The organism is Beijerinckiaceae bacterium (assembly GCA_004564215.1).
Lineage (GTDB): Bacteria > Pseudomonadota > Alphaproteobacteria > Rhizobiales > Beijerinckiaceae > Methylocapsa.
In genome coordinates, this window is the sequence record CP024846.1 from 303,858 (window position 1) to 326,111 (window position 22,254).

The window sequence follows — 22,254 nt, forward strand, 5'->3', positions numbered from 1 at the left end:
CGCATGTCTTAAGCGATCCCGCGCGGCGCTTGATCGAATCCACGTGTCCGGGGCGGAAAATCGTCTTCCGTTAAACGGCGAAGCTTGATCCGCAGCCGCAGGACGCTGTCGCAGCCGGATTGACGATTTTGAACATCCGGCCCATCAGATCGTCGATAAAGTCGATCTTGGATCCCCGCAAAAGATCGAGCGAAATTTGATCGATTGCGACCCTTGCACCGTCTCGCTCGATGATCAGGTCGTCGTCTGATTGTTCGGTCGAAAGGTTATAGGTATAGGTAAATCCCGAGCATCCGCCGCCGTCGACGCCGACGCGCAGGAAGGTTCCTGCCGGCTCGCTTTTCAAAATTTCAGCGATCCGACGAGCGGCGTTTTCGGTAAGATCAACAGGGGATTCGGCTAGAACTTCACTCATTTGCAGAACCTCGAACGGACGTGGCGATTCTTCGGCAACCGCAGACGCCTTGGCAGGGGGTGCTTGCCATCCTTGAGATAAGAACATACGTCGCAACGCTCCCGCCCGCAATGCACCATGCGGATAATCTAGGTTTTCATGCCCGCTTTTGCCTTATCTTCCGCTCCCGCTTTCGCACCGGCGCGCGCCGCTTATGCGGCCGATGCGGCACGAAGCCGCGGACGCCTCATCCCCGAGCCGGCGTCGCCCTCGCGCTCGGAATTCCAGCGCGATCGCGACCGCATCATCCATAGCACCGCCTTCCGCAGACTGGCCCACAAGACCCAGGTCTTCATTCCACATGAAGGCGATCATTTCCGCACCCGGCTCACCCATTCGCTCGAAGTCGGCCAGATCGCGCGTTCGCTGGCCCGGGCGCTTGGCCTCGATGACGATCTTGCCGAAGCGCTGGCGCTGGCGCATGACCTCGGCCACACGCCGTTCGGTCATACCGGGGAGGAGGTCCTCGATGAGCTCATGGCACCTTATGGCGGCTTCGACCACAACGCCCAGGCGTTGCGGATCGTCACCAAACTCGAACGCCGCTATGCCGCTTTCGACGGGCTCAATTTGACCTGGGAAACCCTGGAAGGGCTCGTCAAACACAATGGACCGCTTCTGAAGGCCGACGGAACGCCAATGCCCCGTTATGCGCAGCGCGGCCTGCCGGTGGCCCTGCTCGAATATAATGCAGTCTCGAATCTTGACCTCGAGCATTTTGCCAGCGCAGAGGCCCAGGCCGCCGCGCTCGCCGACGACATTGCCTACAATGCTCATGACATCGACGATGGTTTGCGCGCCGGCCTTATCGATTTTGCGCAAATCGTGGAAGTCGATTTTCTCCGCGCTGCCGGCGAAGAGATTGAGCGGTCTTATCCGGGCCTCGAGCCGGTCCGCGCCATTCATGAGCTGGTGCGACGGCTCATCACCTATTTTATCGAGGATGCCATCGCGGAGAGCCGGCGGCGGATCGAAGCGGCAGGGGTAGCAAGCGTCGAGGATGTGCGCAGACAAGACGGGCCGCTGATTGGTTTTTCCGAAGCGGCCAGCAGCACCGACATTTCGATTAAGCGCTTTCTTTTTCAGAATCTATACCGGCATCGAGGCCTCCTCAGCAGCCGTGAGAAGGCGGTTCCGATCGTCCGCAACCTATTTCCGCGGTTCCTTGCGAGCCCGAATCTAATGCCGCCCGAATGGGCGGAGGCCGCCGCCAAGATCGGTCCGGACGAGGTGCGCCGCGCCCGCCTGGTCTGTGACTATATCGCCGGAATGACCGATCGCTATGCCATCGCCGAGCACGATCGGCTCTTTGACGGCGGAGCCGATTTGCGCTAGAGCGCGGCTCATCGAGAACATGCGTTAAGATTTTGTTTTCCTGTAGCTTTCTGTTCGTTTCAGAGTTGGCAAAGAATGAATCTCTTCAATGAGTTCCACGATTCCGTTGCCTCGATTCTCGAACGGATCGCCGCCAGCGGGCGTTTGCCCCCCGATCTCGATTTGCAGCGTTTTGTTGTAGAGCCTCCGCGCGATCCCTCGCACGGCGATTTCGCCACCAACGCGGCGATGGTTTACGCCAAGGAGGCGAAGCCCTTTTTCGCCAATCCACGCCAGCTTGCCGTGGAAATTGCCGTGGCGCTGGCCGATCATCCAGATGTCGCCGAGGCGGAAGTTGCGGGGCCGGGATTCATCAATATTCGGGTGAAGCCTGCCGTCTTCGCCCGGGTCTTGCACGCGGCGCTCAAACAAGGTCGCGACTTCGGCCGTCCCGAAGCCAGCGCCGCCGGAAGACTCAAGGTCAATGTTGAATATGTTTCGGCCAATCCAACGGGGCCCATGCATGTGGGGCATGGTCGCGGCGCGGTGTTTGGGGATGCGCTGGCCAATCTCCTCGCCTTCGCCGGTCGCGAGGTTACCCGCGAATATTACATCAACGATGCCGGGGCCCAGGTCGATGTCCTCGCCCGTTCAGCCTATCTGCGCTATCGGGAAGCGCTGGGCGAGGCCATGGGCGAAATTCCCGAGGGGCTCTATCCGGGCGCGTATCTGAAAGGCATTGGCGTTGCCTTGGTCGAGAAATACGGCCGCGATCTGCTCGGACGGTCGGAAGGCGAATGGCTGGCAGATGTCCGAAAGCTGGCAATCGACGGGATGATGGAAATGATTCAGGCCGATCTTGCGGCGCTGAATATTCAGCACGAGGTTTTTTTCTCCGAGCGCTCGCTGACCCACGGTGAGGACGGCGATTGCGTGGCGGCGGCGATCGCCGACCTTCGTCGGCGCGGCCTGGTTTACGAAGGCCGCCTGCCGCCCCCGAAGGGACAGCCTGCGGAAGATTGGGAAGACCGAGAGCAGACTTTGTTCAGGTCGACGGATTTCGGAGACGATGTCGATCGGCCGCTCATGAAGTCGGACGGTTCCTACACCTATTTCGCGTCCGATATCGCCTATCACAAGACGAAAATCGACCGGGGCTACACATTATTGATCGATGTGTGGGGCGCCGACCATGGCGGCTATGTCAAGCGGATGCGGGCGGCCGTCGAGGCTCTCTCGGAAGGCCGGACCAGCCTCGACGTAAAGCTGTGTCAATTGGTGAGATTGATGCGCGACGGCGAACCGGTCAAAATGTCGAAGCGATCCGGCGAATTCATCACCATGCGCGACGTCGTCGATGAAGTCGGCGTCGACGCGGTGCGTTTCATGATGCTTTTCCGGAAGAACGACGCGACCTTGGAATTCGATCTGAACAAGGTCATCGAGCAATCGAAAGACAATCCCGTCTTCTATGTCCAATATGCCCATGCCAGGGCAAAATCCGCGTTACGACAGGGAGTTGCAACGATTTCCGGACTCGACGTATCAAGTCAGGCGCTGAGTTCCGCGGACCTCGGTCTCCTTGAAGACGAAGGGGAAATCCAACTCATCAAGCTTATCGCACAGTATCCACGGATCATCGAAGCCGCAGCGCAGATGGATGAACCGCATAGGATCGCTTTTTATTTGCATGATTTGGCATCTAGCCTTCATGGGCACTGGACCCGCGGCAAAGATCGGCCACAATTACGATTTCTTAATGAAGACAGTCCAAATGTAACCGTCGCTAGGCTTGCCTTGGTAACCGCGCTGGCGACAGTCCTTGCATCGGGGCTGGCGATTTTGGGGGTCACCGCTCCCGAGGAGATGCGATAGGCGCATCTTAGGTATTTTGATCGGGTACTTAGGGTTGTATTACAAGCCCTGTCGCGCGGAACTGGTTTGCTTCAGGGCGCGGGAGTCAATTCAGAGCAAAATCAAGGGAAGTTCGCTGGAAATCCGGCGAGGCAAAAAAGCCATGTAAGCCTGTAACGCGTGGGAATGCGCGACTGCAACGGCGACGACCAGCCGGGTTTGGCCGCCACGAAAATCGCGCCAGGAGGGTGAGTAAATGAGCGAGCCAGTTGTAAAACGGCGGCCTATGATCGATCTGGAAGAGTTCGAAAGACGTTTGCGGCAACCGCTCGCCGCACACCAAAGGGAAGACGATCCGCTAGCCGAACTCGCCCGCCTCGTTGGCGAGCAGGAAGATCCTTATAAATCGGTTTTTGAACCGCTGCGCCGCCGCCCTGCCGCGCCTCTCCGCAGCTCGTGGGATCAGGTGGAAGACCAGGAAGTCCCCGCGCGTGAACCGTTTGTTGGCGGCGATTTCGCGGCCATCGAAGCCGGTTTGCTGGGCGCCCCCCGGCGTGAAGATTTGGAAAGCCTGTCCTTTTCCCAACCCACGGAATTCGCGGAAACCGGATCTTGGGAATACGCCGAGGCTTCCGAGCCTTTCCCGCAGGCCGATCCGGCCGAGGAGGAAATCCGATCGCGCCGACCCCTCTATGTGATGGCCGCGATCATTGTCGCTGGAATTGCCGGCATTGGCGCGAGTTTCGTCTTCAAGGGTTCGGTTTCCACCCCCACGGAAGTCGCGACCATTCGAGCTTCCGAAGGGCCTGCCAAGATACATCCGGAAACGACAGCCGCCGCCGAAATTCAAAGTGAAGACGCATCGGTGCTGGGCGGAACGCAGCAGCCGCCCCCGGTCGCCGCGGTCAGCCATGTTGAGCAGCCGGCCGATCTCTCCGTGCAAACTTCGGTTCCCGCGCAAACGGAACCCCCTGCGCGGGTCATCAGCGGTCTCCCCAGCGGAGCGGCCAGCGTTCCGGTGCCGCTGCCTCCAGGACATGTCCAACCGCAACCGCCATCCGCCGAGCCGGCTTCGATCGCGTCTCTGATTCAGCCCAAAAAGGTGAAGACGGTTTCGGTCAGGCCGGACGGCACCGTCTTGCCAAACGACATGCCACCGCCCCAGGTTGGTTCCGCCGCTGCTCCTCTGGCCGCGGCTCGTGCGGCGGCGCCCACGACCAAGGTCGTGACGCCAAAGTCGACAGCGCGGGTTGCGACGACGCCAAAGCCCCCGGAAGTGGACGCCAATGGGCAGCCGGTCAAAACGCCGCCCGTTGCCAGCAAAGCCAAGCGCACCCAAGTGGCCGACACGGCTGGCACGGAAGCGGTACCGACGGCGACGGCTGCATCTGGTAGTTTTGCCGTGCAGCTCGCTGCCCCCGGATCTGAGCAGGAGGCTCGTGACATTCAGGTCCGCCTCATGAAGAAGTACGGCGCGGAATTGGCGGGATTCCATCCCTCAATTCACAAGGCGGAGGTTGCCGGCAAGCCGGTGTACCGTGTCCGTGTCGTCGGTATGTCTTCACGTGATGAAGCAACTTCTCTTTGTCAAAAAATTCAAAGCGGCGGCGGCAGCTGCTTCGTCGCCAAGAACTGAGCGAGATTGATTTTGCTACCAAGGCGCGCCGGGTTGTGCGCCTTGGTCAACCTACCGAGGTGCAAGACGACTGCTCGCCAGCAAGTTGAGCCAGTCCACGCTTGATCGAGAATCCTGTCTTGCTTAATTGACGGGTCGAGATTGTGAGAGCTCTCCCTTTCGAGTGATCAATTCGCACAATGCCCCTGGTGGCCTCGACCTCCACGTTGGCTTGTCGCGCGCTCCCGTAAATTAAGCCCCTCGGCTTGACGCCACATCGCGCTGAAGCGCGGGCGAGCCCCCCGCGGCCTTCGCATTTGACCAATATAAATTTTTGGGAACCAAAACCCCAGCAAGAAATTGAAGCAATTCAGGTCAATGAGCACCGACCAAGCCGTATGAATTTTTTCTGAAGTCATCCACAATTTACTTCAAGAGCGGGCTTTTGCGACGGCACGCGGATGCTATTCTGATATTGATTCTAACATCGAAGTTATTGAGTGAGTACACACGTTCGCAGCGCATAAGCTCGGCAACGTGTGCGATTTCGGGGAGGTTGGCTTGGAAAGCAAGAATCCCGCATCGCTTCGGTTTGATTTTGACCCAACACCGGAGCTATCGCCGATCAAAGCGGCGGATTTGGTCGAAATTTCCGGACAAGTAAAATGGTTTGATGTCGCGAAAGGATATGGATTCATTGTGCCAGATGATGGCTCGGAAGATGTTCTGCTGCACATCACGACTTTACGTAAGGATGGTTTCAGCATCGCGCATGAGGGAACTCGCCTTGTCTGCGAAGCTATTCGACGGGTCAAAGGGCTACAGGTTCTTAAAATTGTCTCCATGGACGAATCGAACGCGGTGCATCCCGCCGAATGGCCGGCGCGTGCCCGCATCGAGGTCGTCTCGGCGAGCGGCTATCAGATTGCGATCGTCAAATGGTTCAATCGCACGCGCGGATTTGGTTTTTTGACCCAAGGCGAGGGTACACAGGACATCTTCGTTCATATGGAAACTTTGCGCCGTTATGGGATCGCCGAATTGCATCCGGGAGAAAGCCTCCTCGTGCGATACGGCGATGGTCCAAAGGGATTGATGGCCGCTGAGGTGCGGCCCCTCGATGCGGTTCTGCCCACGCCACATTGAATTTAGATACTGCCTGATTTGGGCTTTGAGTCGGGGCTTTGCTGGCCTAAAATAATTATCGCGGCCGCAAGAGTTGAGCGCCGCGCATCAGCAATAAAGTATGGAGTCAATGGCGCATGGACCTTCTCGAGTCGGTGCGCCAGTTTTTTTTAAATATCGCAATTTGCGTTGCGGCGCTTCTTCTGGGCGCGACTTCAACGGCATTTTCCCAAACCGGGAAGGCGGCGCCGCAAGGCGGCCTCGAAAAGCTTGAGATTGTCACGACGAGTGGACCTCACAGCTTTTCCGTCGAAGTCATGCGCACGGATCGACAACGTGAACGCGGCCTCATGTATCGCCGCTTCCTCCCGCCGGATCGCGGGATGCTGTTCGATTTCGGAACCGAGCGGCCGATCATGATGTGGATGAAAAACACCTTCCTTTCGCTCGACATGATTTTCATTGGACGCACCGGCAAGGTCGTCGGGCTTGCCGAAAACGCTGAACCATTGTCGGAAAAAATCATCCCCTCGGGCGCGCCCGCCTACGGCGTTCTAGAAGTCAATGCTGGGACAATTGCCAATATTGGCGTCAAATTAGGCGACAGCATACGCCACCCGCTTTTCAACCCGTAAACATCCCGCTTTCCAAGACAGCCAAGGCGGAGCAACCTAAGTCTCAGCGGAAAAGCGATGAGTTGAGGTCGGGGGCCTTGTTCATGGCCGAGCCGCATGATAGCGAAGGCGCGGTTGAGAGGGCAGGGGCAACGTCTCCATGCGGGGTATAGCGCAGTCTGGTAGCGCGGAAGTTTTGGGTACTTCAGGTCGCAGGTTCGAATCCTGCTGCCCCGACCAATGACCCGCCGGTCCGCCCCTCGAAAACCCCTTAGGCTGACTGGCCAAGTCAAACGAACGAGGTGGCGCCGGCTAGCCGTTTTCATTCAAATCGGATTGTTCACATGACTGCACGCATATACCGTCCGTCCCGGACTGCGACCCAATCAGGTTTTGCCCGCACCAAACATTGGGTTTTGGAATTCGAACCCGCCGAACCTCGCCAGATTGACCCGTTGATGGGCTGGACCAGTTCAGGCGACATGGATAGCCAGATTCGGCTGAGTTTCGCCACCAAGGAAGAAGCGATCGCCTACGCCGAGCGCAAAGGTCTCAGCTACCGTGTCGAGGAACCCCAATCGCCCACGCGACAGCTCCTTTCCTATTCCGACAATTTCAGAACGACCCGTCTGGATCAATGGACCCACTGACGCCGCAGCTCCCTCAGACAATATAAAGACTGAAAGTTAGCTGGTTTCGTCGGTTCGAGACGAAGGACATTGGCTCCGTAGCTCAGCTGGATAGAGCAGCCGCCTTCTAAGCGGCAGGTCGCAGGTTCGAGCCCTGCCGGAGTCGCCATCCCACGACTCAATTGAAATGCGTTTTCCCCTAGGTTGTGATGAGGAAAAGTGGAAACCGGTTTTCCACCCGCATCCCGCTCTAAGCTTTTGGAATCGATCACGTTCATGATTTTGGATTGAGTCAATCCAAAATCATCGTGATCTAGGGGGTTTAACTTCTGTGGCGCAAGCACAACGAACCACCGTGTCGAGATCCCGCGCGCCATTTCACAGCGACTGTTGCAAAAATGCATAACATCTTGATATTATTTATATTAATGTTTCATTTACCTCGATTTTGAAGGCAATTGCGGGGCGTCGGTGCCCGAATTCAGCCTGATTTGGCCTCTCTCCTATCCTTCGGCTTTGCCATAGTTTTAAGTCCTCGGTAACCCCAGGGTGCAAAACTGCTGGTTTGCCTGCGTCGAAATCGGCAAGGGTCCGCCCCGCGGTCCTAAGTCGTCAGCGAAGGGGATGCGAGTGAGGGCGAGGCAACTCTTGGGTGTTTCGACACAAATATGCGCCAAATCCCTGCGGCTTATGCCCTTGGTCCGCGCGTCGCGCGGTCTGGCGATCGCCGGCGTGGCTGGGATCGTTGGCTTGAGCCTTGGGGGATGCGCCCAGCAACCCCAACGTTTGGCTTCAGGGTCAAATTCCAAAGAGTATTTTCCGAGCTCCGTCTATGGGCGGGCGAGCCCCCGCGTCGTGGCCGAAGGCGAACCCGTCCCACGTGGCGGCGGAGTTTATATGGTCGGAAAGCCCTATTCGGTTGCGGGCCACACCTATTATCCGAGCGAAAAGCACTATGCGCAGATTGGCCTCGCCTCCTGGTACGGCACTGCGTTTCATGGCCGCCGCACGGCCAACGGCGAAGTTTATGATTGCGACTCGATTTCCGCGGCGCATCCGACCATGCCGCTCCCAAGCTATGCGCGGGTCACAAATCTCCGCAATAATCATTCTCTCATCGTGCGCGTGAACGATCGCGGTCCTTTCAGTCCCGATCGCATCATGGATGTCTCGCGCAAGGCCGCCGAGGCGCTGGATTTCCGCCATTCCGGTACATCGCGCGTCAAGGTTGAATATATTGGCGCAGCGGGCCTTGCCGGTTCAAACGACGAGAAACTGCTCGCAACCTTGCGAACCGACGGCCCCGCCACCCTGGTTGCGGGCGATAGCCGCGAGCGGAGCAAAGTGGCTGACTATGCCGCCTCGATCCCCGCGTCAGAGCCTGAGGCAATTGGGCGCCGTTTCGCTCAGGGTACACCTTTGCCGCCGGCCCGCCCGTTCGATCTCGGCACCATTCCAGGTGCGGGCGTCCCCATCGCAATGCGCTAGTTATTTTAAAAATTAGGCAAATATTGATCTGCCGCAACGACACTGAAACGGCAAACTGGATTGGTGCTTGGCGAGGATTCAAGTATTTGCTGCGCCGCAGGTCATTTTAAGCATCAGATTGGCATCGGGCATTGATCGCCTCTGCGCCGCAAGGTACGACGATCAAGCGAGAGGAAGGTGGAACTGGCCGCTGACCTGCTCAATTTGACGTGGTTCCTGTGGATTTCCAAACCCGGGCGCGCTGAGCCGGAACGGAAGTCCTGCTTGGCGGTGCGCAATGGAAATTAATGGTTTGAACGCTCGTTTTTTATTTATCAGATTTGGCTTCGGCTTCCGCCCCATCCTTGCGGCACTGCTGGCAACCGTCCTTCTGATCCTCGCGGGTCGCTTTGAGCCGGCCCTCGCCCAAACCATTCAAACCAGTGTCCCACACGCGATTTTGCTCGACTCGGCGACGCATAGCGTCCTGTTCGAGAAGGATGCCGATGGTCTCGTCACCCCGGCCTCCACAGCAAAGGTCATGACCGCCGAAATCGTATTTCACGAACTGAGCCTTGGTCACCTAAAGCTCGACGATCAATTCCTGATCAGTGAAAACGCCTGGCGCTTCGGCGGGGCGCCGTCGCGGGGGTCCAGCATGTTTGCTGCCCTCAACAGCCAGGTCAGAGTGGAGGATTTGATCCGGGGCCTCGTGATTGTCTCAGGCAATGATGCCGCGATCGCGCTTGCCGAGGGCATCGCCGGGTCAGAAGGCGCCTTCGCCACGCTGATGACGAAGCGCGCGCGCGAGCTTGGATTGGAACATTCGACCTATACAAATTCATGGGGCAGGGGGGATCCCGAACAAAAAGTAACTCCCCGGGACATGACCATGCTCGCCAACCACGTCATTGAAACCTACCCGGAACTTTACAAATATTTCGGTGAAAAAGAGTTCACTTGGAACAAGATCAGGCAGACAAACCGCAACCCATTGTTGACGATGGATCTCGGTGCTGATGGGCTCAAGACCGGCAACATCGACGAAAGCGGCTACGGCCTCGTCGGCTCTGCGGTGCAAAATGGCCAACGCTTGATTCTGGCGCTTTACGGCGCGTCGAGTGCCAAGGAGCGTGCCGACGAAGCGCGAAAGATTTTTCTTTGGGGATTTCGTTCGTTTGACTCCAAACCGATTTTTCAAGCCGGCGAAGTCATCGGCGGCGCCAAGGTCTACGGCGGCGACATTTCCTCCGTGCCGCTCGTCGCCGATCGAGACGTCAAGATTCTCGTACCCCGAAACGCAACCGAAAAACTCACCGGGCGGATCGTTTACACTGGCCCTCTCATCGCGCCGGTCGAAGAGGGCAAGGAAGTTGCGCGCTTGAAGATATTTCGAGGAACGGCGCAGGTCCTCGACATGCCGCTGAAAACAGCGGCCGCCGTCGCGCAGGGTTCATTGCCGCGCCGGGCGATGGATGCGGGGATGGAATATGCGACCGTGGTCATCCGTAAATATGTCGCCAAAAAATGAGTGAATTGTCCGCCCAAGCCCATGCTCTCAAGGAACGTGGCGGTTTCATAACCCTCGAAGGTGGCGAAGGCGTGGGCAAATCCACCCAGGTCAACCATCTCTTGAACAGTTTGCGGCGGGCGGGCGTCGGCGCCATCGGAACGCGGGAACCGGGCGGATCTCCGGGCGCGGAAATTTTGCGCAAGGTGCTGTTGTCTGGCCGCGTCGAGCCACTGGGACCGGCAGCCGAAGCGATCCTTTTTTCGGCCGCGAGAATCGATCATATCGACAAAACGATTGAACCCGCTCTGGCGGCGGGAACCTGGGTGGTTTGCGACCGGTTCGCGGATTCGACAACGGTCTATCAAGGCGCGCGCGGGCAGGTCGACCCTCGTTTCCTGCGGGCGTTGGAACGGATTACCTTGGGCGACATACGGCCCGATTTGACCTTGATTCTCGACCTTCCGGCCGCCGAAGGACTAGCCCGCGCGCGGCAGAGGCGACTCGATGGTGAAGATACCGATCGGTTCGAAAACGAGGATTTGCAGTTTCATGAAGGTCTGCGTGCTGGCTATCTGTCCATTGCCGCGGCGGATCCGGTGCGCTGTATGGTGATCGACGCGGCCGGATCCGAGGATGATGTCGCCCGGTCGATCTTCGATGCGGTTTCCAGCCGTTTGCTGCCGCCGGCGGCGCTGAAACAGGCCAGCGGTGGCTAGGGTAACGGCCCAAAAAGCAATCGAGGCGAGTCCGGAAACGGACCGTTTTGAAGACACCCCACACCCCCGCGAAAACTACGCCTTTTTCGGGCATGACGCCTTCGAGCAGGAGGTGTTCCAGTCCTATCTGTCCGGACATTTGCCGCAGGCCCTCATCATTGGCGGGCCGGTCGGCATTGGTAAAGCTACCGCCGCCTGGCGGCTCGCCCGTTTCGTCTTGGCGAACCCGGACCCGGCACGCTTGGACACTGGACAGGAGCCGGGGCTCTTTGTACCGGGCGATCATCCCGTTTCCCGCCAAATCGCGGCTCTCTCCCACCCTGATCTCATTGTTCTGCGGCGGGAATGGAATGCCGAAACGAAAAAGCCTTTCACGCAAATTTCGGTTGAAGACGTCCGCCGCGCCATCCACCTGTTTCAGCAGGCGGCGGGACGAGGCGGCTACCGGGTCTGCATCATTGACTGCGCCGAGGACCTCAATCTTTCCAGCGCCAATGCGCTTTTGAAGCTGATCGAGGAACCGCCGCCGCGTTCGCTGTTCCTCATTGTCGCGCATCGGCCCGGTCGGATGCTTGCAACGCTGCGCTCCCGCTGCCGCAGGATGAGTCTGAAGCCGCTGGGCGGGGCCGACGTCGAGCGCGTCGTGGCGGCGCTCGGCTCCCCCTGGGCGGAGGCCGAATCGGCGCGACTTCAGGCTGCGATCGCACGCGGCCATGGTTCGATGCATGACGTGCTGAGGCTCCTCGACGAGCGGGGACTGGAACTCGACACAAATCTGCGCCGGATGCTGGCGGATCTTCCCCTGATCGATTGGGGCGGGGTCCATGCGTTGGCGGATCGGATCAGCCTGCGCACCAACAGCAAAGATTACGAGACCATGCTCTCCGTGATCGAGGATTGGCTCGATACACAGGTTCGCGGCGGCGCCGAGACCATTCAGGTCAATCCTGCGCGCCGGCTTGCACCCTATGCGCTTGTATGGGAAAAACTGGCCGAGACAGCGCGTGAGACCGAGACGTTCAATCTCGACAGGCGGCCGCTTGTTCTCTCCCTTTTCGCCGATTTGGCGGCGGCCACGCGAGCTTTCCTATCCTGAACAAGACAGGAGCGGGGCCGTTTTCGGCGGCCACGCGAAGCTTGAGATAGCCAGTTCATGAGTGACCGTCCCAAATTCTATATTACGACCGCGATCCCTTACGCCAATGGCGCACCGCATATTGGGCACGCCTATGAGCGGATCGCGACGGACGCCATCGCACGATTCAAAAAATTGGACGGTTATGAAGTTCTCTTCGTGACGGGAATGGACGAGCACGGCCAGAAAATGCAGCAGACGGCGGCCAAGGAAGGCCTGACACCGCAAGAGCTTGCCGACCGCACCGCGGCGCAATTTGAGAACATGGGCGCCGTCCTCGAAGCAAAAGCCGACGACATTGTGCGCACCACCCAGCCACGCCACCACGCCGCCTCCAGCGAACTCTGGAACCGGATGGTCGCGCGGGGAGATATTTATCTGTCCAAATATCCGGGCTGGTATTCGGTTCGCGACGAAGCTTTCTTTGACGAATCCGAGCTGACCGAAGGGCCGGGCGGCGCCCGTCTTGCGCCGACGGGGGCGCCGGTCGAATGGGTCGAGGAAGAAAGCTACTACTTCAAGCTTTCCGCCTACCAGGACCGTCTGTTGCGACTCTACCGGGAGCGCCCCGATTTTGTGATCCCGGAAAAATATCGCAATGAAATTATCGCTTTCGTCGAACGCGGGTTGACCGATCTTTCGATCAGCCGATCGACATTCGCCTGGGGCATTCCCGTGCCCAACGATCCTCGGCACGTCATGTATGTCTGGGTCGATGCTTTAACCAATTACATCACCGGCACGGGCTTTCCCGATCCAGCGGCGCCGCGCGCAAAATTCTGGCCGGCCGACGCGCATGTGATCGGCAAGGACATTACCCGGTTTCATGCCATCTATTGGCCGGCCTTCCTGATGTCGGCCGGCGTTACCTTGCCAAAGCAGATCGTCGTCCATGGGTTTTTGTTCAACCGCGGCGAGAAAATGTCGAAATCGGTGGGCAATGTGATCGACCCGCTGGCGCTTGCCGGCCACTATGGGGTCGACCAGTTCCGCTATTTCTTGCTCCGCGAAGTGCCTTTTGGTCAGGACGGCAATTATTCGCATGAAGCCATCGTGAGCCGAATCAATGCCGATCTCGCCAATGACCTCGGCAATCTCGCTCAGCGCTCCCTGTCCATGCTGGCCAAGAATTGTGACGGGAAACTGCCCACGCCCGGTGCATTTAGCGAGGCCGACCGTTCCTTGCTCGCGCAGGCAGCCGCCCTGCCGGCCAAGTCCCGCACGGCAATCCAGGACTATTCCTTGCATATGATCTTGACCGAGATCTGGCGCGTTGTCGGTGAGGCAAATCGCTATTTTGCCAGTGAAGAACCTTGGACCAAACGCAAGAGCGACCCAGCACGGATGGAAACAATTCTCTTTGTGACCGCGGAGGTCCTGCGGATCGTGGCGATCGTGACGCAGCCCTTTATGCCCGCTTCGATGGAAAAACTTCTCGACCTTTTGAGCGTTTCAAAACATGCACGAAATTTCGCCGACGCCGAAGTGACTCCAGGTCTTACGGCGGGAGCGGCTTTACCCGCCCCGTCACCCATTTTCCCGCGCTATATCGAACCGGAACCAGCCGAAGCATAATCAATTTTCGGAAACCAGCCATGTTGATCGACAGTCACTGTCATCTCGATTTCCCTGATTTTGCGGCCGAGCGTGACGCAGTGATCGCGCGCGCACGCGCCGCCGGATTGAGGAGAATGATCACGATCTCGACGCGCACAGACGCGTTTGCGAGCATTAGTCAAATCGCGGAGACCTATCCGGAGGTGTTTTGCACCGTCGGCACGCATCCGCACCATGCGCATGAAGAAGCCGAAGTCAGCGCCGACCGTTTGGTCGAGTTGGCGCGTCATCCAAAATGCGTCGGCATCGGTGAAACCGGGCTCGACTATCATTATGACAAGCCGCCCCGCGACATTGCGGAACGCGTGTTTCGCACCCATATCGCGGCGGCCCGTCAAACCGGTTTGCCGATTGTCATTCATGCCCGTGACGCCGACGCCGATATTGCCGCGATCCTGCGGGAGGAAATGGGGAAGGGGCCGTTCAAAGGCCTCCTTCATTGCTTCACCTCGTCGCCCATGCTGGCCGAAACCGGATTGTCGCTGGGGCTCTGCATTTCATTTTCGGGGATTTTGACGTTCAAGAATTCTCAATCCTTGCGCGAAATCGCCCACACCGTCCCGATGGATCGCTTGCTGGTGGAGACGGATGCGCCCTATCTGGCGCCGGTGCCTCATCGCGGAAAGCGCAATGAACCGGCGTTTGTCGCGGCAACCGCACAGGTGCTTGCCGACGTTAAGGGCGTCTCCTTGGAGACCCTTGCCGCCACGACCAGCGCCAATGCGCTGCGCCTGTTCGACAAAATGACGCCGCCGGCTGTGGACGCGGAGGCCGCGTGAGCCTGTCCTTCACGATCCTCGGCTGCGGTTCCTCCGGCGGGGTTCCCCGAATCGGCCAAGGTTGGGGCGCGTGCGACCCTGACAATCCGAAAAACCGGCGCCGCCGCTGCTCGATTCTCGTGGAACGCGCCGGGCAAGATGGCGCCAAGACGCAACTGCTCGTCGATATGTCGCCGGATCTTCGGGAACAATTATTGGGGCTAGGGGTCTCCCGACTGGATGCCATTTTGCTCACCCATTCGCATGCGGACCATATTCACGGGATCGACGATATACGGCCCCTCGTCATCATGAACCGCCGAAAAATCGATCTCTATATGGATGCGGCGACCTCCGGAATCGTCCGGACCGCCTTTGGCTACATCTTCGAAACCCCGCCAGGCAGCCAATATCCTGCTCTATTAAATGAGAATCGCATTATAAGCTCCTATAATATCTCGATAGATGGCCCTGGCGGAAGCGTAGACGCCCTGCCGTTCCAATTGCGTCATGGTGAGATCGATGCGCTCGGTTTTCGCTTTGGGAACGTCGCCTATTCACCTGATCTGAACGGTATTCCTTCAGAAAGCATCGGCTTTCTCGAAGATCTCGACCTGTGGATTGTCGACGCGTTGCGCTACACGCCTCATCCCAGCCATTTCTCGCTGCCTGAGACCCTCGATTGGATCGCCAAGCTCAGGCCCAGGCGGGCAATCCTCACCAATCTTCATACCGACCTGGATTTCACGCGGCTCCGGGCCGAGCTGCCGCCGAATGTCGAACCGGCCTATGACGGGATGCAGATTTGGGGCTGACGCGGGGGCTCGTTTTAGGTTCCATAATATAGATTATGCGAATCACGCCGACGCACAGGTTTTTATCGGCCGCCTGCCAAACCGCAGCGATTGGTGTAGCCAAGACGCATAACAGTTGCTATATTTTTTTCTCACGGGATTTTCGGCATTTTGACTATTGACCATCGGCGGGGTTTTCGGCTGGCACCTGGCGGCGCTGGCCTTTTGGCTTGCGCGCAGCTGTAATTGCGCGACTTTCGGCGTGTGGGCATTTTTTAAAATTGCCGAGATGACTGCAAGGCCGTCTTTGCTTCGATGAGCCCGTGTGGGCAAGGAAGGCGCGGCAATGTCCGCGCCATGGCAAAGTTTGATACGCTAAAGGTTGAGACGAGCAGGCACATCATGAGCAAAGGTAGAGATTTTCGGGGACCCAAGAAACGCGGTTTCGATGACGATGGGCCCTCGCCCTATGATTCACCGCGGCCGAGCAGAACCCCTCGCTCGAGTTTTGGGGCAAGTAGTGGCGGCGGAGCCCCCGAGCTCGCGCCGGCCAGCGGTCCAAGCATTGATGCAGTGGTCAAATGGTTCAAGGGTGACAAGGGCTTTGGGTTTGTGGAGCTCGGCAACGGATCCGGCGATGCTTTTTTGCACATCGGTGCATTGCAGGCTGCCGGTTACGAGTCGGTTCCGCCAGGTGCAAAATTAAAGGTGAATGTCAGCAATGGCATGAAGGGCGCACAAGTCACTCGCGTTCTCGAAGTCGACACGGCCGGGGCGGCGGAGCGTGCGCCTCCTTCCCGCGGCTTTGGCGATTCGCCCCGCCCCCAACGCCGTGCCCCGGACCCCTCGACGGCGGTCTCCGTGACCGGAACCGTTAAATGGTTCGATGACCACAAGGGCTTCGGTTTCGTCCAATCCAACGATGGCGGCAAGGACGTCTTCGTGCATATTTCGATTCTCGGTCCATCCGGAATCCAAAATCTCGCCGAGGGGCAGCCGGTGACGATGCGGGTTGTGGATACACCGAAGGGCCGCGAGGCCTTGTCGATTTCGCTCGATTGATCAGGCGCCGAATCTCGGCCTTGTGCCATGGTCAAGCAGGCGGTGGAAAGGGTGGATCCCTCGGTCCCTCTCGCTTGTGATTTTGGCTGATGGAATCATCGCGCGACATCAGTCGACTTGTTGAGATCATGGCAGCCCTGCGCAGCCCGGAAACGGGCTGCGCATGGGACTTGGAACAAACCTTCGAAACGATTGTCCCCTATACAATTGAAGAATCCTACGAGATCGCCGACGCCGTCGCGCGCGGCGATATGGAGGATCTGAAAGAGGAATTGGGCGACCTCCTCCTCCAAGTCGTTTTTCAGTCCCGCATCGCCGAAGAGCAGGGCCTCTTTGATTTTGGCGGCGTGGTCGAAGCAATCACCCAAAAAATGATTCGACGCCATCCGCATGTGTTTGGCGGCCTGCGGGATTTGTCGCCGGATCAGGTGAAAGCCCAATGGGCGAACATTAAGCGGCAGGAAAAATCCGAACGGCAAAATGCCAGCGGCACATTAGGGGCGGGAGTCCTGTCAGATGTTCCCGTGGCCCTGCCCGGCTTGACCCGAGCGGTCAAACTGCAGGCGAAAGCGTCCACCGTAGGCTTCGACTGGGACGATGCCCGTTTGGTAATCGAAAAAATTCGAGAGGAAACCAGCGAGATCGAAGCCGCGATGGACGGCCTGGAAACCGAAGCGATCTCCGAGGAGATCGGCGATCTTTTGTTTAGCGTTGCCAATCTCGCGCGCCATGTAAAGGCCGATCCCGAAGCTGCGGTGCGCGGCGCCAATGCTAAATTTGAGCGGCGTTTCCGTTTCATCGAGGAGGCACTCGCTCAAAGCGGCACAGCCTTAGGCTCGGCGACCCTCAACGAGATGGAAGCGCTCTGGGTAAAGGCCAAGTCCTTGGAGAAACAAGCGGGGCGCTGAGCCTTGCTTAGCTGTTGGCGAAAAATTTTCGCCGGACCGGCTCTGCCCGATCGGGCGCGACCCGAACCCGGACATGCAGCGCGCCATCCGCGCCCGTGCTTTTACGCATCACTTCAGTATGTTCATGTAACCAATTGAGACCAGCACCGTTTTCAGGCGCCAGTGCGATGTCAAAGACGATGCGGCCACGGGCCAGAAGAGCCTCGATCGCCGCCCGTAGATCGTCCATTCCCTGCCCCGTCAAAGCTGAAACAATGACCGGTTTGGCGCGCGATGATTCCCGCCGGGCGCGCTGTTGCGCCGCCGCCAGCGCGGCGTCGTCGAGCAGATCGCATTTGTTCCAAGCCTCGACAAACCGGCGATCATCGGCGGTATCGACGCCAAGATCCTTGAGAATGGTTTCGACGTCGTGCAGCTGGGCCTCGGTATCTCCATGCGATATGTCGCGGACATGGATAATGATGTCAGCTTCGAGAACTTCCTCAAGCGTCGCGCGGAAGGCCGAAACAAGCATCGTCGGCAGTTCCGAAATGAAGCCGACCGTATCTGACAGGATAATTCTGCCGCCGTGTGGGAGGGTAACACCGCGAAGGGTCGGATCGAGCGTCGCAAACAGCATGTCCTCAGCGACGACCTCGGCCTCGGTCAGCCGATTGAACAGGGTAGACTTTCCGGCATTCGTATAGCCGACGAGGGCAACGATCGGATAAGGCACGATGCGGCGCTTCTTGCGATGCAGACTGCGGGTCCGCTTGACACCTTCGAGGTCACGCTTGATGCGGGTCATCCGCTCCTCGAGGAGACGCCGGTCGGCCTCGATCTGGGTTTCGCCGGGTCCGCCGAGAAAACCGAAACCACCACGCTGACGTTCAAGGTGAGTCCAGGATCTGACCAGCCGCGACTTTTGATAGGCGAGATGCGCAAGTTCGACCTGGAGCGCCCCTTCCCGGGTTCGCGCCCGCTGGCCAAAAATTTCGAGAATAAGCCCAGTTCGGTCGATAACCTTGGCCGAGAACGCCTTTTCGAGATTGCGTTGCTGCACGGGGGACAATGCGCAATCCATCACCACGAGATCAATCTGTTCAGCTTGCACGAGGCTCGCGAACTCGTCGACTTTACCCTTGCCAAGAAAGCTGGCAGGCCGGATTTGCGCGAGTGGAACGATTTTTCCCGCGACGATTTGGAGTTTGATCGCTTCGGCAAGGCCGAGGGCTTCCAAAAAACGCGCTTCGTTCGAGCGGCCCTGCGACAGGGAGGCGGATGTGCCAGGCTCCCTCTTACGTCGCGCCTCGAGATAAGGAGCGATGACAAGAGCCCGAGTCCGAGCCTCACCGGCCCTGGTCAGGCCAGAAATGAGCGCTGATTTTGCGCCGTTCTCAGGAATTCCGATGCCCGACCTCCTGGTAGTTCTGGAAGCTCGTTAGCAAGGGCAGAATAAAATGATCGAGAATCGGTTCCTCACTCTGTCTATTATGGCCCCGGATGCCCAGCTTCGTCTCCTGCTTCGAACATTTGGATAGGCTGACCCGGCATGATTGTCGATATGGCATGCTTATAGACGAGCTGGGAATGTCCGTCACGGCGAAGAAGCACGCAGAAATTGTCGAACCAGGTCACGACACCCTGCAGCTTAACCCCGTTGACCAGGAAGATTGTGAGCGGAACCTTGTTCTTGCGGACAAAATTGAGAAAAGTGTCCTGCAGATTTTGTGGCCTCTCTGCTCCCATTTTTAAGAATCCCATTTTGTTCTTGGCGCCGTCGCCCGACGCAAATTGCTCATCAAATCCAACGGCGCCCTTTGGTTCGGGTCCGGTCCTTCAACCCCTGACACGATTTTTAGATCCCTCGGCAAAACCAAGGCTGTTCTCTGACACCTTCTCGTTTCTGAGTTTTGCCGCCAATTACTAAAAACTTCCACTTCTATTATATTCATTTACAAAGCAATGTCGGCGTCTTCTATTTGAAACTATAAGTACCAAAAGCAAAGATGTTAAAGTGACGCGATCTGATCCCAGAGGATGCAACTAATGCAATTATATTGGAGCATTAGAGCGCGCTGCAAGCTCTAGTTTGATAATTGTCATCAGAACACCGAATTTTTTTCAAAAAACGCAGTCTCGGCCGAGTTCACCTTCATTTACGATCGCGCCGCGGCCTCGTGGAAGATCGCGCGCAGTCTTGTCGCGACCGGACCCGGAACCCCTGTCCCTATCTGCCGGCCGTCGATGCGGACCACGGGCATGACGAGGGTCGTCGCGCCCGTAACAAAAGCTTCCTGGGCGGCAAAAGCTTCCTCCAAACTAAATTTTCTTTCCTCGAACTTCAGACCTTCGGCTGCGATGATTTCCAGCAGCGTGGTCCGGGTGATCCCCCGCAAAATGGCGTGGTCGACCTGGTGGGTGATGACTATGCCGCCCTGCCCGACGATCCACGCGTTCGAGGCCGATCCCTCGGTTACCATCCCGTCCGGCTCGACAAACCAGGCCTCATAGGCCCCGCCCTCTTTGGCGATCTGGCGCGCCAACACGTTGGGGAGCAGAGAAATCGACTTTATGTCGACCCGCTTCCAGCGAATCTCGGGGCATGTGACGACGCTTATGCCCTTGCGTGCGACGCTTTCGCTTTTTCCTGGGTCGACATGACGCGCCGTGACGACGAGGCTTGGATGGGCATTTGTTGGAAAGACATGATCGCGCGGCGCGACCCCGCGGGTAATCTGAAGGTAGACGAATCCATTTTGAACCTTATTCCGCCGTACCACCTCGCGCAGGATGATGGCGAGCGCCTCGGGCTTCAAGGGCGCATCGATCCGCAATTCAGCGAGCGAATAGGCAAGCCGCCCCAAATGGCGTTTTTCGTCGATTAAGGCGCCCTGAAAAACTTCGCAGACTTCATAAACGCCATCGGCGAATTGATAGCCGCGATCCTCGATATGGACTAAGGCGTCACGGCGCCAGACATATCGGCCATTGACATAAGCAACCCGACTCACGCGCGCTCCCAAGACTTAAAAAAATGAACGCTGGGCCCGCAGGGAAACCCAGAGTGTAGATGCCATAAACCACAGGGACACAAGCCGAGCAAATTTATACGAACGTCATCAAGCTGTGGGAAGCGTCATATCGGCCACGCTGGCGGCGGCTTTTGCACTCATAAAGTCACGACAGTTTGATAAACCAACTTGCAATTTTCGGAGTTTGCGCTGGCTATTTTTCCGGCTATGCTGCTGTGAAGAAAAACGTCTCCGCCCGCATGTTGCGGCGGCGCGGTATAATCATTGGGGGAAGCTACGATGCAAACGTCGCGCGGGAAATTGATCGCCGGCTTTGCGGCCGCAGGCGCACTCGTCACCCTCGTTCTTATTGCGATTGTTTTCGGTTCCCACGATGAACGCGCAGCGCCCGTCGTGAGTCAGTCCGGTTTAACCGGCCAAGGGCTGAAGGCAGTCGAGAAGCAAGAACCCCTCAAACCCTCCCTGCCGCTTGGCGTTTCGCCGCAACTCTATGCCATGGCTGTGGCACGCGGACGAGAGCCCACACTGAGCTTGGTCTCCCTTGGCGAAAAACTGTTCAAGGACAAACGGCTTTCCGTCGACGATTCGATTGCCTGCGAGACCTGTCACGATCCCGCCAAGGGCTTTACCGACCATCGCGGCGGCCCAACATCCACCGGCGTTCAAAACCTGCAGGGCCAACGCAATGCGCCCAGCGTGTTGAACGCAATGTTCCAGGCCTTACAGTTCTGGGACGGCCGCGCGCCAACCCTCGAGGATCAGTCCAAGCTCCCCATTCTGAACCCCGTTGAAATGGGCCAGAAGACGCCGGAGGACGTGGTCGCCAAATTGGCAAAAATTCCGGAATATTCCGATTCTTTCAAATCGGTTTTCGGTCGGGATGTCACTTACGACGATATGGCCGCAGCGATCGCGGCATTCGAGCGGACGCAATATTCAGGAAACGCACCATTCGATCACTTCCTGGGCGGCGACAATAGTGCCCTCAGCGATTCAGCCAAACGCGGATGGGCGTTGTTTCAAGGCAAGGGACGCTGCAGCTCCTGCCACGCATTCAATAGCGTATCGCCTCTTTTCTCGGATCAGAAATTCCACAACATCGGGATCGCTGCGCATAAGCAAAATTTCGCCGAACTGGCAAAGAAAGCGCTTGGCATCCTGAAGACCGGCGATGAGAAACAGATCGACGAATTGGCGCTGCAGACCTCCTATTCCGAACTTGGCCGGTTTCTTGTCACCAAGAACCAGGCCGATATCGGCGCCTTCAAAAGCGAGACGCTGCGCAATATCGGAATCACCGGCCCCTATATGCATGATGGCTCTCTCACCACTTTGTGGGACGTGATGGACCATTACAATAAGGGTGGGGTTCCAAATCCCTATCTGGATGGCGGCATGCAGCGGCTCGCGTTAAGCGAAGCGGAGATCGACGACCTCGTGACGTTCCTTTTCGCCCTCACCGACGATCGCTTCGCGGAGTTCAACAAGGCCGAGCTGGCGCGCCAAACTGCGCTCAAGACCAACCGGCCGCAGCGCGAAACCGAAATCGCCGAAGGCCGGAAAGGCGACCTTGGCGATATCGGGACCAACCCGGATCTGCGTAATCCCGCCACGCTCGGAGCCTTTTAATGCAGGATCTTCGACCAGCAGCGTTTGTCGGCTAAG

Annotated in this window: 20 protein-coding genes and 2 tRNA genes; 18 read left to right on the forward strand and 4 right to left on the reverse strand. The window is 58.0% G+C overall.

Annotated elements, in window-relative coordinates:
* Positions 1–70: 70 nt before the first annotated feature.
* Positions 71–415: an iron-sulfur cluster assembly accessory protein gene (locus CU048_01305; GenBank protein QBR72562.1), complete on the reverse strand. Its 345-nt coding sequence runs from the start codon at positions 413–415 to the stop codon at positions 71–73.
* 138 nt (positions 416–553) lie between these two features.
* Here CU048_01305 and CU048_01310 point away from each other — a divergent pair, with 138 nt between their 5' ends.
* From CU048_01310 to CU048_01390, 17 genes are all read left to right on the forward strand, one after another.
* Positions 554–1,789, forward strand: coding sequence for a deoxyguanosinetriphosphate triphosphohydrolase (locus CU048_01310; GenBank protein QBR70140.1), 1,236 nt, complete (start codon positions 554–556; stop codon positions 1,787–1,789).
* A 75-nt stretch (positions 1,790–1,864) separates the two neighbouring features.
* Positions 1,865–3,643: an arginine--tRNA ligase gene (locus tag CU048_01315; protein ID QBR70141.1), complete on the forward strand. Its 1,779-nt coding sequence runs from the start codon at positions 1,865–1,867 to the stop codon at positions 3,641–3,643.
* Between the two features lie 235 nt (positions 3,644–3,878).
* Entirely contained in the window at positions 3,879–5,258 is a 1,380-nt protein-coding gene (locus tag CU048_01320) for a hypothetical protein (protein ID QBR70142.1), read from the forward strand.
* A gap of 516 nt (positions 5,259–5,774) precedes the next feature.
* A complete protein-coding gene (locus tag CU048_01325; GenBank protein ID QBR70143.1) occupies positions 5,775–6,383 on the forward strand; it encodes a cold-shock protein in 609 nt (202 codons plus the stop codon).
* Positions 6,384–6,499: 116 nt separating this feature from the next.
* Positions 6,500–6,997 (forward strand): hypothetical protein, encoded by a 498-nt coding sequence (locus CU048_01330; protein ID QBR70144.1) that lies wholly within the window; start codon positions 6,500–6,502, stop codon positions 6,995–6,997.
* Between the two features lie 142 nt (positions 6,998–7,139).
* Positions 7,140–7,216: transfer RNA gene (locus tag CU048_01335), tRNA-Pro, on the forward strand.
* Positions 7,217–7,320: 104 nt separating this feature from the next.
* Complete coding sequence (locus CU048_01340) at positions 7,321–7,626, forward strand: ETC complex I subunit (protein QBR70145.1); 306 nt, start codon at positions 7,321–7,323, stop codon at positions 7,624–7,626.
* A gap of 71 nt (positions 7,627–7,697) precedes the next feature.
* A tRNA-Arg gene (locus tag CU048_01345) sits at positions 7,698–7,774 on the forward strand.
* A gap of 521 nt (positions 7,775–8,295) precedes the next feature.
* Positions 8,296–9,093, forward strand: a complete 798-nt coding sequence (locus tag CU048_01350) for a septal ring lytic transglycosylase RlpA family lipoprotein (GenBank protein QBR70146.1) — start codon at positions 8,296–8,298, stop codon at positions 9,091–9,093.
* A gap of 277 nt (positions 9,094–9,370) precedes the next feature.
* On the forward strand, positions 9,371–10,603 hold the full coding sequence (locus CU048_01355; protein QBR70147.1) for a D-alanyl-D-alanine carboxypeptidase: 1,233 nt from the start codon (positions 9,371–9,373) through the stop codon (positions 10,601–10,603).
* On the forward strand, positions 10,600–11,301 hold the full coding sequence (locus CU048_01360) for a dTMP kinase (GenBank protein ID QBR70148.1): 702 nt from the start codon (positions 10,600–10,602) through the stop codon (positions 11,299–11,301). Before CU048_01355 ends, CU048_01360 begins: the two co-directional genes overlap by 4 nt.
* Positions 11,294–12,397 (forward strand): DNA polymerase III subunit delta', encoded by a 1,104-nt coding sequence (locus CU048_01365; GenBank protein ID QBR70149.1) that lies wholly within the window; start codon positions 11,294–11,296, stop codon positions 12,395–12,397. The genes CU048_01360 and CU048_01365 overlap by 8 nt, the downstream gene beginning before the upstream one ends.
* A 57-nt stretch (positions 12,398–12,454) precedes the next feature.
* On the forward strand, positions 12,455–14,011 hold the full coding sequence (locus CU048_01370) for a methionine--tRNA ligase (protein ID QBR70150.1): 1,557 nt from the start codon (positions 12,455–12,457) through the stop codon (positions 14,009–14,011).
* Between the two features lie 20 nt (positions 14,012–14,031).
* Positions 14,032–14,832 carry a LuxR family transcriptional regulator gene (locus tag CU048_01375; protein QBR70151.1) on the forward strand — a complete coding sequence of 267 codons (801 nt, stop codon included), beginning with the start codon at positions 14,032–14,034 and terminating at the stop codon, positions 14,830–14,832.
* The gene (locus CU048_01380) at positions 14,829–15,626 is read left to right on the forward strand and encodes a phosphoribosyl 1,2-cyclic phosphodiesterase (GenBank protein QBR70152.1); all 798 of its coding nucleotides are present in this window, start codon (positions 14,829–14,831) and stop codon (positions 15,624–15,626) included. Before CU048_01375 ends, CU048_01380 begins: the two co-directional genes overlap by 4 nt.
* A 381-nt stretch (positions 15,627–16,007) precedes the next feature.
* The gene (locus CU048_01385; GenBank protein ID QBR72563.1) at positions 16,008–16,667 is read left to right on the forward strand and encodes a DNA-binding protein; all 660 of its coding nucleotides are present in this window, start codon (positions 16,008–16,010) and stop codon (positions 16,665–16,667) included.
* 89 nt (positions 16,668–16,756) lie between these two features.
* Positions 16,757–17,575, forward strand: coding sequence for a nucleoside triphosphate pyrophosphohydrolase (locus tag CU048_01390; GenBank protein QBR70153.1), 819 nt, complete (start codon positions 16,757–16,759; stop codon positions 17,573–17,575).
* Positions 17,576–17,582: 7 nt separating this feature from the next.
* Here the strand turns inward: CU048_01390 and hflX are convergent, their stop codons facing one another.
* The 3 genes from hflX to CU048_01405 all read right to left on the reverse strand — a co-directional run bounded on the left by hflX (position 17,583) and on the right by CU048_01405 (position 20,568).
* A complete protein-coding gene (gene hflX / locus CU048_01395) occupies positions 17,583–18,920 on the reverse strand; it encodes a GTPase HflX (protein QBR70154.1) in 1,338 nt (445 codons plus the stop codon).
* A gap of 125 nt (positions 18,921–19,045) precedes the next feature.
* Entirely contained in the window at positions 19,046–19,303 is a 258-nt protein-coding gene (locus tag CU048_01400) for an RNA chaperone Hfq (protein QBR72564.1), read from the reverse strand.
* 410 nt (positions 19,304–19,713) lie between these two features.
* Positions 19,714–20,568: a D-amino acid aminotransferase gene (locus tag CU048_01405; protein QBR70155.1), complete on the reverse strand. Its 855-nt coding sequence runs from the start codon at positions 20,566–20,568 to the stop codon at positions 19,714–19,716.
* Positions 20,569–20,868: 300 nt separating this feature from the next.
* On the opposite strand from CU048_01405, the gene CU048_01410 reads away from it, so the two are divergent.
* Positions 20,869–22,218 carry a cytochrome-c peroxidase gene (locus CU048_01410; protein QBR70156.1) on the forward strand — a complete coding sequence of 450 codons (1,350 nt, stop codon included), beginning with the start codon at positions 20,869–20,871 and terminating at the stop codon, positions 22,216–22,218.
* The last annotated feature ends 36 nt before the right edge of the window (positions 22,219–22,254 follow it).